Source organism: Paenibacillus konkukensis, from assembly GCF_023523925.1.
GTDB lineage: Bacteria > Bacillota > Bacilli > Paenibacillales > NBRC-103111 > Paenibacillus_S > Paenibacillus_S doosanensis.
The window spans coordinates 3,259,598-3,273,530 of record NZ_CP027059.1 but is presented as its reverse complement, the minus strand read 5'-3'; the positions used below and the strand labels follow the sequence as shown (position 1 = coordinate 3,273,530).

Sequence of the window (13,933 nt, the reverse complement as noted above, 5' to 3'; positions counted from 1 at the left end):
CAGAGGTTTTCTCGACATTACGGGAGGATTGCAATCGATGGAAGGGCACGATAAAAGACTGACCAACATGATATGGCGAAGCATGGGCGAGTCCATTGTACTCAGCCTTCTTTTGTTTGGCGTCATCGTGTACTTCCTGAATTCCAACGGATTTATCAAGGAATTTGCGACTTGGCAGGAAGGGGTCAAGCTCAGCCTGACGCTGATCGTCATCGTCACCGTGATCGGCGGCACCTACGGACTGTGGAGCAGCAGCAAGACGAAGCGGCGGCTGGAGCTGCTCCGCGAGGTTATGATTTCATTGGAAAAAGGCAATCTTAGCCGTAAGGTGCCCCCGATCGGGGAAGACGAAATCGGCCGGCTCGGCGAGCAATTGAACCAGATTACGAAGAAGTGGGAAGATCAGGTCAGTTCTTTGCAGCGACTGTCGAACAATAACGCCCAGCTTGCGCAAAAGGCGAAATATTCGGCGATCGTAGAGGAGCGGCAGCGGCTTGCCAGAGAGCTCCATGACGCCGTCAGCCAGCAGCTGTTCGCGATCTCGATGACGGCGACGGCGGTCGGCCGGACGCTGGACAAAGATTTCGACAAGACGCTCTTTGAGAAGGCGAAGCGGCAAATTCATCTGATCGAAGAGATGGCTTCGGTGGCGCAGTCGGAGATGCGCGCGCTGCTGCTGCATCTGCGGCCGGTGCATCTGGAGGGCAAGCGGCTGGCCGAAGGGCTGCTTGAGCTGATGCAGGAGCTTATGGCCAAGGTGCCTATGGAGATGGCCTGGGAGCTGGACGAAAACATCCGCCTGCCGAAAGGCATTGAGGATCATTTGTTCCGCATCGTGCAGGAGGCGATGTCCAATGCGCTCCGGCATTCGAAGGCGACGAAGCTGGAGGTGCGGCTGACGCAGCCGGCCAGCGACGGCATCCGGCTCTTGATCCGCGACAACGGCGTAGGCTTCGACATGGATGCGAAGAAGCATGCTTCTTACGGCATAGTCACGATGAGGGAGCGGGTTAATGAGATCGGCGGTTCATTGAACCTGATTACGGCGCCGGGCAAAGGGACCCGGATCGACATTCGCGTGCCGATAATGGCGGAAGGAGGAGATTGGCTTGGAGAACGAGACAGTGATTAAGGTGCTGCTGGTCGACGATCATGAGATGGTGAGAATCGGATTGGCTGCCGTTCTGAGCACGGAGGAGGACATTGAGGTGGTAGGCGAGGCCAGCAACGGGGCCGAAGGCATCCGGCTGGCGCAGGAATACCGGCCTGATGTCGTCTTGATGGATCTCGTAATGGAAGGCATGGACGGGATCGAAACGACGCGCAAGCTGCTGCAGCTGTATCCCGAATGCAAGGTCATCGTGCTGACGAGCTTTTTGGATGATGAGAAAATGTACCCGGTCATTGAAGCCGGCGCGTTCAGCTATCTGCTGAAAACGTCGCGCGCGGCGGAAATCGCGCAGGCGATACGCGCCGCCGTGAAAGGGCAGTCGATTCTCGAATCGCAGGTCGCCTCGAAGATTATGAACCGCTTCCGCCAACCGAAGCCGGCGGCTCCTGCGCACGAGGAGCTAACCGAGCGCGAGATGGAGGTGCTCAGGCTGATTGCTTCAGGCAAGTCGAATCAGGATGTGGCCGACGAGCTGTTCATCGGGGTGAAGACGGTCAAATTTCACGTTACGAACATATTGGCCAAGCTGGGGGTAGAGGATCGCACGCAGGCGGCCATCTACGCCTTCAAGAACGGTCTGGTTGAATAAGCGCCGGTTTCCAACGCCCTTTCCTTACCGATTGCGCCGGGAGCCGCCGCTGCATCTTCAATGAACTAACGAACGAACGGACTCATCGCGGATGAGTCTTTTTCAATATAACGGCAGCTTCTCTTCATGGAAGCGTTTTCTTTGTCGACAACTAGAAAGGGAGCCGCTTGTCGAACAACCCAGGAGTCGATCCTCAAGGGTTGGATTTGTCGAAGGCTTCGGGAGAAACATGAATATCTTCGACAAGGCTGCCGCTTATCGCAGAAGGCGGCAGGGCCGAATCGACACAAAATCGTCTTCGAATTGGTGTGAATGATGCGCAGCCTGCGGGCGATTGAGGTTCCCGTCAAGAAGTCGGTCTATATTGGCGTCCACTGACGGCGATAGATTAAGGAATTTGACGCCAGAGCGCGCTCCTGCGCTTCAAAGCCAGATCTTTGTCGGGAAACGGTCAACAAAAAGCGATTATTTCCAGGGAAATTGACAAAATAACCTGCGGCCCCGTTCTGTAATGAAGCTGCCGCCGTATCATTCTGCTGGCAATCCCGGTCGGGAGTGACCGGCAACAGGTTCAAGCGGGGGCCGATCTGCGCGTCGTTGAGCCGATTTGCCAGGCGCTGAAGGACGTACGCAAGCCGTTCGTAATTATGGGTGGCTTTTCGCCTGTACACCTTGCACTGATCTCGGATCTCGAATAGGGTCCAAAACCGAGCCCCCCTTGCCGGCAATCGTTCGCGAAGGGTGTTTTGCTTGCTGTGAACATCAGTCAAGGGGCAACTAAAGAAAAAATTTCAGAAATAGCGCAAGAAATCGGCACGTTGTTTCGTCTATATAATGTAGAAGTAAATGTAGAAGCGATGCGGAACAAAGTAATTTATCACATGGGAAAAATGATCTTTTATTAAAGCGTTAGCGTAGTAAAGAAAATTTCCTGTTTGCGGTAAAACTGCCGTTAAACGCAGTCGAGCATCTTTGAACAAACGTTGATTGATGTAAGGAAGCGACGGGCTGACAGGTTGTTCGTCAAGGGGGAGGGAATATGTACGCAAATGCACACGTCGCTACGCGGCCTGGCGGACTCACGCGGAACGCAAACGAAAAAGCGGCGCTTCTTCGAACGTACGAAGAGTATTGCTATCAGGTGACGTTCTATATGCTGAGGGATGAGCGGCAAGCGCTGGAGGCCGCCGAGCAGACGCTCGCCGCACTGTTCCTATGCAAGGAATGGCGCGGGCTTACCCATTCCTTGAGCATGGAGCGTATCAAGCGCATAGCGATGCTGCAGGCGCTCGAATGCAGGAAGAGGCTGCTGGCTGCAAGCGCTATAAATAACGGTTAAGCAGCAGACCCGCAAGCGGAACGGGCAGATAAGCCTGCGGCTTCCCCCCGTCCCAGCAATTAAACCCATAATGCGCGAAGGAACGCAGCGTCGGCGCATTCGGGTCCAGAAGCCGTCCCGGCGGCCGCGAAAGCAGCTGCCCTGCGGCTGCCGATAAGGCGGCTGCGAGTCCCTCTGCATCGGCGCAGCAAGCGTCGGTGAGGGGGGCATCTGCTGCGACCGAAGCGGAGGCGGAGGTATCCGCATTGCCGGCTCCGGAGCTGCCGCTTGGAGGCTGCAGCGCTCCGGAATCATCATCCGGCTGAGCCGTTCTGCGCCGCAGCGAAAGGCCGCTGAGCGCCTCCGACGCGGCGCCGGCGTCCAGCCATGGCGAAGCGGCGGTAACCGCAGCTTGTAATTGCTTGCAGCTCTCCTTCAGCCGTTCTGCGCCATGCGCGGCTGCAAGCCCCTCCTCCCGCTCTTGGAGAGGGGCGGCTTGGGTGCCGGATGAATGAGCGGTCTCATCCGAATCGGCCTCCGTTGCGGCGGAGCGGGCATCGGCCAGATCCTTAGCTTGCCGGGCGGCGAAGATCACTTCCGCCAAATGCCGGGCCGCAGCGTAAGCTTGCGGCTCGAAGGCGGTTGCGCGGTCGGCGGCGGGAGTGTCCGCAGGCCGGGGACGGATGACGGAACGGACGGCTCCGGCCTGCCTTCGTCCGTAATCGTCATGATGCTGCCATAACGCGTTGGTCCGGTATGTACGGGTCACTTGAGCGATACTCATGATCATGCTGCGTCACCTCGCCTTTCTTCGTTAAATAAGCCTGTGCTTTCAGTATACAGCCGGAAGCCTTTTCCGTAAATTGGATCTTGACGTCCGAAGTGCTTGTCCTGTATGATGGTTAATTAACTTTCCTAAAAGGGGCATGCATCATGGAATGGGTACAAACGGCCGTTATTGCGGCTGTCATTATCGTCAGCGTGCTGTTCTTAGCCTTTGTCGGTAAAAAATATTTAAAATAATAGCAGAGCGCGCGATCGCTTCATACGATAAAGCAGAGTCTTTATCCAAGGAGGCGACGCCAGTTGATTCGCAAACGGATTCCGCGTCAGGACGATAGAATCATTTTGGAGTTGGTGGATCGGCTCCTGGTCCCTTTTGCAAGAAAGACCCAGCCCGATATTCGTATCGATCTTCGAGCGATTCGGGAACGGTTGAAGGATTGCAGCACGTTCGTTTCCGCATCGGGCGGCCGGGCGGCCAACGGATTTATTGCGCTTAGAAAGCAGCGCGAGGCCATGTACGTCGACATGCTTGCCGTGAGTCCCCGCGCCCAAGGTAAAGGGATAGGTTCGAGATTGCTGGAGCACGCGGAGCGACAGGCTCTGCTGGCGGGGCGAAGCGAGGTGAGGCTCTGGGTCGACGATGCCAACGCCAAGGCGCAAAGCTTTTATACTTCACGGCATTATATACCCATTCAATATAACGAAACGATTCGCTGTTATTTAATGTCCAAACAGCTTGAATAGTTGCAAAGAGCCAAGGGCCGTCAGCCGCGTCGGTCGGAGGCTCTTTTTTTGCATATGATCCGGTCCGGGACGGAATGATACGGGAAGAGAGGGGAGCCGCCGCGGCGGTATTCGCAGCGGTCCCTCGAAGACCTCTGCCCCGGTTTCCCGAATGTTTGGTCCGGAGAGTCGATAGGGGATGGAGCAGCGAGCGGAAAGCTTTAGATGAGCAGGAACAAGAGAGCAATCAGCGAGAGATCAATTGCGAACTCTCCTCCGAATCCCGGTCCAAATCCTGGTCCAAATCCCGGCCCTACGCCGGGTCCAAATCCCGGTCCGAATCCTGGTCCCGCCACTGCTTTTACTTTGGCGGCAGATTTGCCCCTTACTTTGGCCTTCTTGGATTTCAGAGAAGCTTTCGTGGCCTGAAGGTCCTCGGCCGCTACCGCATTTTCCGCGTAATTAATTCTGCTGTTCAGGATCAGCTTGTCGGTCTCGTGCCTGCTCAATATGGCTACCAGTTCACTGCCGTCTCTTAGAACAATGAGAACCGGTTTGCCGTAATGCTCCCGGCAGGTTGGTTCGTCTATCGGATGAATACGCCTCATTGTTGCACCTCCGTCATAATTTCTACACTCCAGTCTATGCGCACAGCGCCGGGGCGATTGGTCGAATGCCCAGTGATATGAGCCTATTTTGTTGTATAAAGCGGCGGAGAAGCGGGGAAGCTTTTACGGATTTAGCAAGCTTCGTTCCGTTTTCGATCAGTCCAATCGACATTTTCTATACTAAATAAACGGGAAATTATTGAAACCTGCGGCTGTTTTCGTTATGCTAAAAGGGTTCGGACACAAATAAAGAAAATCGTGAAAAAATACATATGAAAGAATGATGCCAATATGACCAATACTGTATTTTTCCTTTTCGGAGCTACGGGCGATCTCGCCCGCCGCAAGCTGTATCCTGCGATTTACAGCCTTTACCGCGAACGTAAGCTGGGTGACCGCTTCGCCGTCATCGGCTTGGCGCGCCGCCCCAAAACAAGCGAGCAATTCCGGGAGGATGTGCTCGAATCCATCAAAGAATTTGCGCGCTACAATGTGACGAAGGACGAGCAGTGGGCGTCCTTTGCAGAGCATTTTGAATATATGCCCCTTGATATTAACAATACGGAAGCTTTTCGCGAGCTGAAAACCGTCGCCGACCGTCTGGACGATAAGTTCGATGTCGGAGGAAACCGGCTGTTCTATTTGGCATTGGCTCCGGAACTGTTCGGCAGCGTGTCGCATCATCTGCAGGCCGGAGGCTTGCTGGAGACGCCGGGCTGGGCCCGTCTGGTCATCGAGAAGCCGTTCGGCTACGACCTGCCGTCCGCAGAGAAGCTGAACGCCGAAATCCGCCAAGTTTTCGAAGAGAAGGATATTTACCGGATCGACCATTATCTCGGCAAGGAAATGGTACAGAACATTAACGTCGTCCGGTTCGCGAACGCGTTCTTCGAGCCGTTATGGAACAACAAGTACATTGCGAACATCCAGATTACGCTGAGCGAAACCGTCGGCGTCGAGGAACGAGGAGGATATTACGATCATTCCGGCGCGCTCCGCGATATGGGGCAGAACCATATGCTGCAGATGCTGGCTATGATGGCGATGGAGCCGCCGAGCCGTCTGTCTCCCGAAGATATTCGCGACGAGAAGGTCAAAGTATTCCGTTCCTTGAGGGGATTCCAAAGCGCTGCCGAAGCTAGAGCCAATACGGTGCGCGGGCAGTATGCCGCCGGCAATCTGAAGGGTAAACCCGTTGTAGGCTACCGCGAAGAAGATTCGGTCAATCCGGAATCGACGACGGAGACGTATTTCGCGGCGCGCGTATTCGTAGACAATTTCCGTTGGGCCGGCGTGCCGTTCTACATCCGCACGGGCAAACGTCTCCCGGTTAAAACCACGGAAGTCGTGGTGGAATTCAAGAACGTGCCGAACAACGTCTATTTGTCCAAGAAGCATAAGCTGGAACCGAATTTGCTCGTATTCCGGGTGAATCCGATGGAAGGCATCTATTTCAAGATGAACGGCAAGCAGCCCGGTTCCGAAGGTGCGATCGTACCTGTGGCGATGGATTTTTGCCAAAGCTGCCAGGTCGGGTTGAACACGCCGGAAGCTTACGAGCGGCTTCTGCACGATGCGGCCCGCGGCGATTCGACCTACTTCACCCGATGGGATGAAGTGGCGCTGGCATGGAAGTATGTGGACAAAATCGCCGCCGCATGGGGCGAGCGCACGGATAACCTGAACTTGTACCAAGCCGGCACATGGGGACCGGATCAGGCGCAGCAGCTTTTATCGGAAGACGGATTCAAATGGTGGCCTGTGAACGGTCAAGACGAAGGCGAAGTGGCCTGGGAGTTTACGAAGCGGTAAAGAAGCGATAAATTAGTGGGATCGATATCCAGCGGGCCGTACTTGTTACCGGGTACGGGCCCTTTCTTTTTGCCATCCGAAAATATGTGCAGACAGCCGAATAAAACGCTATAATAGAGAAACCAATCGTAAGGCAATCGATACGAGAGAGACGGATTCATATTATTTGGGGGGTTATCGTAAATCATGTCGCGTCGGGCTTTTATTCGCTGGATGCTTGGTTTGTTGATCCTTATTGGCGCCGCGCTTACCGGTTTGTTCAAGCTGCTTCAGAAGTCTGCAGGCGAACAGCAGACCGCGAATGCAAGCGGAGATCCGGATCTGTCGCTGGCTAGGCAGGAGCCGCCTGCTCCGAAGCCTGCGCCGGAGGACGAGAAGGAGCCGTTATTTTCCTTTATGATCTTAAGCGATCTCCATATTTCGGTATACGATCAAAATACGATTAAGCACATGAAAGAAGCGCTGGAGGACATCAAGCATTTCGAGTCGCCGATCGATTCCTTAATTATAACGGGCGATATGACCGATTTCGGAGGAGACGACGGGTACAAGGAGCTGCATAAGCTGTTATCCGCCTATAAGCTTCCTCCGCTCTATGCGAACATGGGCAATCATGATTATTACGATATATGGGTCGATAAGAAAGGCGCTTTCAATAAAGACACGATGCCGAACGGAAAAACCGATTGGCAGGCCCGCGAAAGGTTTCAGAAATTTTTTAATGTGGATAAAATATATAATGCGGCTACTATTAACGGCTTCCCGCTCATATTGCTGTCGCAGGAGTGCTATGTCCAAGAGAAGCCTGAAGTTGGAGAAGGCGCTTGGTATTCCGACGAACAGCTCGATTGGTTCAAGAACAAGCTGGCCGAGCATAAGGACGGCAAGCCTATTTTCGTTATGACGCATCAGCCGCTGCCGCCGATCGGCTCGGACGGTGGAACCCACCAGCTTATTCCCGCGAAGAAGTTCAGAGAGATCTTGAAACCGTACCCCAATGTGTTCGTTTTTTGCGGGCACCGTCATCAGGACTTCCAGAACGGGTCGGAGCATTATGTAAAAGAAACGTTCCATTACTTCCATAACTCCTCCGTAGGACGGGTATTGAACCGCAGTTATCAGAATGCATCCAAAGAAAAATCGCAAGGATTGTATGTACAGGTATATAAAGATAGAGTGACCGTACGCGGCAGAGAATTCAGCAACCGCACGTGGCTGAAGGAAGCGGACTGGAGCTTGAAGCTAACTTAATATAGGGAAGGAATTACGAATCTCATGAGTATGGATACGAAGCAAAAAATGAATGAAGAGGTGCAGAAACGCCGCACCTTCGCCATTATTTCCCACCCTGACGCAGGGAAAACGACGCTGACCGAGAAGCTGCTTCTCTTCGGCGGAGCGATTCGTCTGGCAGGGACGGTCAAAGGACGTAAAGCGAGCAAGCATGCGACCTCCGACTGGATGGAAATCGAGAAACAGAGAGGGATCTCGGTTACGTCGAGCGTCATGCAATTCGATTACGAAGGACACCGCGTCAACATTCTCGATACGCCGGGTCACCAGGACTTTTCCGAGGATACGTATCGTACGCTGACGGCTGCCGACAGCGCCGTGATGCTGATCGACTCTGCCAAAGGCGTCGAGGCGCAGACGAAGAAGCTGTTCCAGGTGTGCCGGATGCGCGGCATTCCGATTTTTACGTTTATCAACAAGCTGGACCGCGAAGGGCAAAATCCGTTCGACTTGCTCGAAGAGCTGGAGCAGGTGCTCGGCATCCGTTCGTATCCGATGAATTGGCCGATCGGCTCGGGCAAACAGTTCCGCGGCGTGTACGACCGTAAGATGACGCAGGTGGAGCTGTTTCAGGGCGACGACCATAAAGAGATTCAAGTGCGTTCGGTGAGCGGTTATGACGATCCGGTTGTGAAGGAAATCGCCGGCGATTTCTTCTACGATCAGTTGGTTCAGGATCTGGAGCTGCTCGACGTGGCCGGAGACGAGTTCGACTTTGACAAGGTGGCGAGCGGCGAGCTGACGCCGGTCTTCTTCGGCAGCGCGATCAATAACTTCGGCGTGCAGACGTTCCTGGAAAATTTCCTCAAGCTGGCTCCGACACCGTCGCCGCGCGGCAGCAGCGCAGGGGAAATCGACCCGCTGAGCGATAAGTTTTCCGGCTATATTTTCAAAATTCAGGCCAACATGAACCCGGCGCATCGCGACAGAATCGCCTTCCTGCGCATATGCTCGGGCAAATTCGAGCGCGGTATGTCCGTTAAGCACGTTCGCGCCGGCAAAGATATTAAGCTGTCCCAGCCGCAGCAGTTTCTCGCCCAGGACCGCGATATCGTCGAGGAAGCGTATCCCGGCGACATTATCGGTTTGTTCGACCCCGGTATCTTCCGGCTCGGAGACACGCTCAGTCAAATGGGCAGCATCGAATTCAATGAGCTGCCGACCTTCTCGCCGGAGCTGTTCTGCAAGGTGACGGTCAAAAATGCGCTGAAGCATAAGCAGTTTCAAAAAGGCGTCGATCAGCTGACCGAAGAGGGCACGATTCAGGTGTTCCGGACGATCGGCTTCGACGATATGATTCTCGGCGTCGTCGGCCAGCTTCAATTCGAAGTGTTCGAATACCGCATGAAGGCGGAATACGGGGTCGATGTGATGCTGCAAAGAATGAACTATCAATTCGCCCGCTGGATCGTAGACGAGCAGGTCGATCCCGGCAAGTTCCGGATCAACTCGCAGCTGGTTAAAGACAAGAACGACCATTATGTCGTCTTGTTCGAAAGCGAATATGCGATGCGGTCGGCGATGGAGAAAAATCCGACTGCGAAATTTTTGGAGAATGCGCCTTAAGTAAAAAAAGAATGGAAATCGATGACGGCAGGAGTTGACGGAATGCAGCATCTTGGACCGACTCTAGGAATAGCTCTGCTCGTAGGGCTGATGATATACCGCCGGACGAAAAGAACGATCGGCTTGCAAAAGCTGGTCCGCTCCCGCCTCTTGTTCCGAACCGTGTTGTTTGCGATTATCGGGTGCGTGCTCCTGTATGCGGGCTTTCTGCATCCTGTCAATCTGATTGCCGCTGCCGCCGGCTTGATCTGCGGTCTTGTGCTTGCTTACTACGCCGTCAAGCATACGGAGTTCGAGCAGCGGGCCGACGGTTTGTATTATCGCACGCATCTATGGGTCAATATCGCGGTGCTTGTTCTTCTGGTCGGACGTATCGCCTACAGGGTGATGCAAATGAACGCTCAGGCGCCTATGACCGACCCTCCGGCGGGAAATCCGATGGAAATGTACGGCAGAGATCCGCTGACCGTAGGCATATTTTTCGTGCTGGTTTCTTACTACATCCGTTTTTTTACGTTTTTGCTGCGCAAGGAAAAAGAACTCGGTTCCGCCTCGGTCTAACCTTGGAAAACGGCGAACCGTACATGATTTGAACACCCCCCATTCATATAAAATTGCGGTGAAAAAGAAGATGTGCCTGCGCATGCGCAGCCGTCGTTTTTACAGCATTTTTAGGATAGGGGGTGTTTGGCATGCGGCCGGGATGGGGAGGGCTGCTGGCTGACGTAAATGGCACGGGGAACAGAATGCGGACGACCGAATTACGTAGAAAAAGTAGGTTGACGCCGTCTTTCTAGGCGGATGACGAAGGCCGCCGCCGCCGTCTATGCATACAATATTGTGATGAGGCAAAGAAAGGTGGTTCCCATGGGCAAAGTCAAATCCAAGCGGCACATTCTCAGCAAATGGAAAAAAACATGCGCGCTGATTCCGAATGCCCGAATCCGCCGCTTTATTCCCGATACGGAGAAAATGACGCGAGCTTCGTTAAAACAGATGCTTAGCCAGTTCCAAATGGTGTATATCAAGCCGGACGTAGGAACCTACGGCCATGGGGTTATGCGTGTCGAGATGGAGGCCGACCGGTCGCAATTGGTATACCGGTACCAGAGCGGCCTCGAAATCAAACGGTTTGCGACCTATGACGAGATGTACGATTCCATTAAAGAAAAGACGAAAAACCGTCTGTACCTCGTTCAAATGGGCATTCATTTGGCCCGGTACCGGAAGCGCCGCTTTGATATCCGGGTGATGGTTCAGCAGTCTCCCAGCAAGAAGTGGGAGACGACCGCGATGATCGGCAAGGTAGGCGATCCGAAAAAAGTAGTGACCAATATCCACAACGGCGGCACACCGACAGCGGTGGAAGCGGTCCTGAGCGCTTATTTGCCTAAAGACAAACAGCAAGAACTGATAGCTTATTTGAAGAGGCTGGGGACGCTTACGGCCAAGCAGCTTCATTCCAAATACCGCGGTATTAAAGAGATCGGGCTCGACGTGGCGCTGGATAAAAATATGAATCCGTGGCTGCTGGAAGTCAATACGCGCCCGGACCCGTATGTGTTCAACAAATTGAAAAATAAGAGCATGTACAGGAAGGTGTACCGCTATGCCAAAGCCTATGGAAGAGTGTAAGCCGGCTGCTATGCCCAGAGATAATCCCGTATGCTACCGAAATAGATACGGGATTATCGTTGGTTCGGTCAAATCGCGCGAAGGGCCAGGAGCTGCAACCTCGGGCCTAGGACGAGGACAGGCCTCTCTCCGATTGCGGCAAGGCGGACTGCCGCTCTTCTTTGGGCATCGAGACGATAAAGACCGAGCCCAGGCCGGGTGCGCTTTGCACTTCGATAGTCCCTTGATGCGCTTCGACAAGCTGCTTCACGATCGACAGTCCCAAGCCGGTCTCGCTGTTGCTTTTGGTCCGGGACGGGTCCGCCTTATAGAAACGTTCCCAAATTAGCGACAGCTCCTCGCTGGACATGCCCCGGCCGGTATCGGATATTTCGATTCTCGTCTCCGTATTCGTCTCGGACCCTTTCAAGCGGATGGAGCCGTATTGAGTGAATTGGATACTGTTTTTGACCAGATTAAGCAAAATTTGCGTCAGCCGGTCATAATCTCCGTAAACTTGCAAACCGGGCTCGCATTCGATAATGATTTGCAGATTTTTCTCCTCCACCAGCACTTCCAGCGATTCCGCGACGATCTCCATCAGTTCCCGAAGCGGCGTATGCTTCTTGGCCAGCGAGATCATGCCGCTCTCGATCTTCTCCATGTCGAGCAGCTCATTGATGAGCCGGATCAGACGGAACGTTTCTTTCTCGATAATGCCGTAATACCGGTACCTCTCTTCCTGCTCCGCGACCAGATCGTTTTTCAGCCCTTCAATAATGCCGCGAATCGAAGTCAGCGGCGTTCGCAGCTCATGGGTGACATCCATAATAAACTGCCGCCTGCGGTTCTCGTATTGCCCCAGCATATTGGATGAGGCTTCCAGCTGAGCGGCCATCGAATTGAAGTCCGCCGCCAGGTCGCCGAGCTCGTCCGTACGGTTTACGGGGAGGCGGGCGGCATAGTCCCCCGCGGCAATTTGCCGGGTAGCTTGACGCAGCGGCTGAATGCTTTTGCTTATATTGCGCGAGATGAGCAAGCTGACGAAAACGGCCAGCAAGAAGACGATCGCGATCATGAAGAGCAGGGCGTCATAGAACGTCTGCAGCGTCTCCTTATAGCCTTCAAGCGGCGAAAATATAAACAAGTGCATATCGCCCTTTTCGCTGCGGGGCTTGATCGTTTTGCCCAGCACGACCAGCGGCTCGGGGATATTCCGGCTGACGATGAAGCTCTCGTTGTTCTGAATGGAAGAAATTCGCGCGCGAAGACTGTCCAGAAACGGCTTGCCCAGCAGCGCCGCCGGCATATTCGGATCGCTGAAGAGAACTTCCCCCGTCTTGTTGAAAAGAATAAACGAAATTTTGCGCTCATTGAGCAGGTTGCGGTAATTTTGCACCTGCGGTCCGGAGTTTTCTTCGTCCTTGGACAGCAGTTTGGAGACGACCTTCGCCGAATTGTTCAGCTCCTGCGTTACCGAATCGTACACCTGCTGCTTGACGTAATAGGCGAAGCCCATGCTGAGCAGGGCGAGTATGAGCAGCGAAACGATGAGGTGGCTTAGAGCAAGCCGCTGGAAAAAGGTAAAACGGTATTTGATCTTGGGCATGCTACTCCTCCAGCTTATAGCCTACGCCCCATACCGTGACGATCAGCGGGCATTCCTGAGTCGAAATTTTATTGCGCAGCCGCTTAATATGTACGTCGACCGTGCGCTCTTCTCCGATGTAATCGTAGCCCCAGATGCTCTCAAGCAGCTGTTCCCGGGTGAACACCTTCTTCGGGTAGCGGACGAACAGACAGAGCAGTTCGAACTCCTTCGGGGTCAAATTCGTAATTTCCTGACCTTGAATGACCGCCGTACGGGATTCCAGCTGAATCGTAATCGATTTATGCTTAAGCACGCTGAAGCGGTCCGATTCTTCTACCGCCGCGGCGGTTTCTCGTGCTTCCGACGAGGTCCCGATCCGGTAACGGCGCAGCACCGCTTTCATCCGGGCGATCAGCTCCATCGGACTGAACGGCTTGGTGACATAATCGTCGGCTCCAAGCTCTAGCCCTTGAATCCGATCCTGCTCGCGGTCGCGGGCGGTAAGCAGGATGACGGGCGTCTCGCGGGTTTGACGCAGATCCTTGCACAGGCTGACGCCATCCTTTCCCGGAAGCATCCAATCGAGAATAATGAAATCCCAGGGCTCTCCGTCGATACGCTGCTGTGCCGTAAGCCCATCGTGTACGAAGGTCGTGTCGTACCGCTCTTTTTGAAAAAACAGCTGCAGCATTTCGCAAACGGACGTATCGTCCTCGGCCACAAGCAGCTTCATTCGCAAACACTCCTTGAACGAATAATGTGAAAGCGGGTGATTCTAATTCGCCCGCGGCTACTAACAGCATAGACGCTTGTCAGCATAATATCAATACCACTATCATTATAGGAATAAGGTCAAAATACC

At 53.9% G+C, this 13,933-nt stretch carries 13 protein-coding genes; 9 read left to right on the top strand and 4 right to left on the bottom strand.

Annotation, left to right across the window (positions count from 1 at the left end; translation table 11 throughout):
* Positions 1–37: 37 nt before the first annotated feature.
* The 3 genes from SK3146_RS13950 (at position 38) to SK3146_RS13940 (ending at position 3,099) form a co-directional block, all read left to right on the top strand.
* On the top strand, positions 38–1,132 hold the full coding sequence (locus tag SK3146_RS13950; RefSeq protein WP_249865613.1) for a sensor histidine kinase: 1,095 nt from the start codon (positions 38–40) through the stop codon (positions 1,130–1,132).
* Between the two features lie 25 nt (positions 1,133–1,157).
* On the top strand, positions 1,158–1,760 hold the full coding sequence (locus SK3146_RS13945; protein WP_434006899.1) for a response regulator: 603 nt from the start codon (positions 1,158–1,160) through the stop codon (positions 1,758–1,760).
* 1,039 nt (positions 1,761–2,799) lie between these two features.
* Positions 2,800–3,099 carry a hypothetical protein gene (locus tag SK3146_RS13940; protein ID WP_249865612.1) on the top strand — a complete coding sequence of 100 codons (300 nt, stop codon included), beginning with the start codon at positions 2,800–2,802 and terminating at the stop codon, positions 3,097–3,099.
* Here the strand turns inward: SK3146_RS13940 and SK3146_RS13935 are convergent.
* Positions 3,083–3,868, bottom strand: coding sequence for a hypothetical protein (locus SK3146_RS13935; protein ID WP_249865611.1), 786 nt, complete (start codon positions 3,866–3,868; stop codon positions 3,083–3,085). The genes SK3146_RS13940 and SK3146_RS13935 overlap by 17 nt on opposite strands.
* 296 nt (positions 3,869–4,164) lie before the next feature.
* On the opposite strand from SK3146_RS13935, the gene SK3146_RS13930 reads away from it, so the two are divergent.
* Positions 4,165–4,608, top strand: coding sequence for a GNAT family N-acetyltransferase (locus SK3146_RS13930; RefSeq protein WP_249865610.1), 444 nt, complete (start codon positions 4,165–4,167; stop codon positions 4,606–4,608).
* Between the two features lie 200 nt (positions 4,609–4,808).
* Here SK3146_RS13930 and SK3146_RS13925 read toward each other — a convergent pair whose 3' ends face one another.
* Positions 4,809–5,195, bottom strand: coding sequence for a hypothetical protein (locus tag SK3146_RS13925; RefSeq protein ID WP_249865609.1), 387 nt, complete (start codon positions 5,193–5,195; stop codon positions 4,809–4,811).
* A gap of 291 nt (positions 5,196–5,486) precedes the next feature.
* Between SK3146_RS13925 and zwf the strand changes: the two genes are divergently transcribed.
* The 5 genes from zwf to SK3146_RS13900 all read left to right on the top strand — a co-directional run bounded on the left by zwf (position 5,487) and on the right by SK3146_RS13900 (position 11,501).
* Entirely contained in the window at positions 5,487–7,007 is a 1,521-nt protein-coding gene (gene zwf / locus SK3146_RS13920) for a glucose-6-phosphate dehydrogenase (RefSeq protein WP_249865608.1), read from the top strand.
* A gap of 186 nt (positions 7,008–7,193) precedes the next feature.
* Positions 7,194–8,258 carry a metallophosphoesterase family protein gene (locus SK3146_RS13915; protein WP_249865607.1) on the top strand — a complete coding sequence of 355 codons (1,065 nt, stop codon included), beginning with the start codon at positions 7,194–7,196 and terminating at the stop codon, positions 8,256–8,258.
* Positions 8,259–8,288: 30 nt separating this feature from the next.
* On the top strand, positions 8,289–9,866 hold the full coding sequence (locus tag SK3146_RS13910) for a peptide chain release factor 3 (RefSeq protein WP_434006874.1): 1,578 nt from the start codon (positions 8,289–8,291) through the stop codon (positions 9,864–9,866).
* A 42-nt stretch (positions 9,867–9,908) separates the two neighbouring features.
* Complete coding sequence (locus SK3146_RS13905; protein WP_249865605.1) at positions 9,909–10,427, top strand: CcdC protein domain-containing protein; 519 nt, start codon at positions 9,909–9,911, stop codon at positions 10,425–10,427.
* Between the two features lie 240 nt (positions 10,428–10,667).
* On the top strand, positions 10,668–11,501 hold the full coding sequence (locus SK3146_RS13900) for a YheC/YheD family protein (protein ID WP_249865604.1): 834 nt from the start codon (positions 10,668–10,670) through the stop codon (positions 11,499–11,501).
* A 106-nt stretch (positions 11,502–11,607) separates the two neighbouring features.
* Here SK3146_RS13900 and SK3146_RS13895 read toward each other — a convergent pair whose 3' ends face one another.
* Together SK3146_RS13895 and SK3146_RS13890 are read right to left on the bottom strand one after the other, a co-directional pair.
* On the bottom strand, positions 11,608–13,089 hold the full coding sequence (locus tag SK3146_RS13895) for a sensor histidine kinase (RefSeq protein WP_249865603.1): 1,482 nt from the start codon (positions 13,087–13,089) through the stop codon (positions 11,608–11,610).
* A 1-nt stretch (position 13,090) separates the two neighbouring features.
* A complete protein-coding gene (locus SK3146_RS13890; protein WP_249865602.1) occupies positions 13,091–13,804 on the bottom strand; it encodes a response regulator transcription factor in 714 nt (237 codons plus the stop codon).
* Positions 13,805–13,933: the final 129 nt, after the last annotated feature.

Excerpts from the sequence above, each read along its gene's own strand:
- SK3146_RS13950 (WP_249865613.1), top strand. The coding sequence starts at position 38 with ATGGAAGGGCACGATAAAAGACTGACCAACATGATATGGCGAAGCATG.
- SK3146_RS13945 (WP_434006899.1), top strand. The coding sequence starts at position 1,158 with ATGGTGAGAATCGGATTGGCTGCCGTTCTGAGCACGGAGGAGGACATT.
- SK3146_RS13940 (WP_249865612.1), top strand. The coding sequence starts at position 2,800 with ATGTACGCAAATGCACACGTCGCTACGCGGCCTGGCGGACTCACGCGG.
- SK3146_RS13935 (WP_249865611.1), bottom strand. The coding sequence starts at position 3,868 with ATGATCATGAGTATCGCTCAAGTGACCCGTACATACCGGACCAACGCG.
- SK3146_RS13925 (WP_249865609.1), bottom strand. The coding sequence starts at position 5,195 with ATGAGGCGTATTCATCCGATAGACGAACCAACCTGCCGGGAGCATTAC.
- zwf (WP_249865608.1), top strand. The coding sequence starts at position 5,487 with ATGACCAATACTGTATTTTTCCTTTTCGGAGCTACGGGCGATCTCGCC.
- SK3146_RS13915 (WP_249865607.1), top strand. The coding sequence starts at position 7,194 with ATGTCGCGTCGGGCTTTTATTCGCTGGATGCTTGGTTTGTTGATCCTT.
- SK3146_RS13910 (WP_434006874.1), top strand. The coding sequence starts at position 8,289 with ATGGATACGAAGCAAAAAATGAATGAAGAGGTGCAGAAACGCCGCACC.
- SK3146_RS13905 (WP_249865605.1), top strand. The coding sequence starts at position 9,909 with ATGCAGCATCTTGGACCGACTCTAGGAATAGCTCTGCTCGTAGGGCTG.
- SK3146_RS13900 (WP_249865604.1), top strand. The coding sequence starts at position 10,668 with ATGACGAAGGCCGCCGCCGCCGTCTATGCATACAATATTGTGATGAGG.
- SK3146_RS13895 (WP_249865603.1), bottom strand. The coding sequence starts at position 13,089 with ATGCCCAAGATCAAATACCGTTTTACCTTTTTCCAGCGGCTTGCTCTA.
- SK3146_RS13890 (WP_249865602.1), bottom strand. The coding sequence starts at position 13,804 with ATGAAGCTGCTTGTGGCCGAGGACGATACGTCCGTTTGCGAAATGCTG.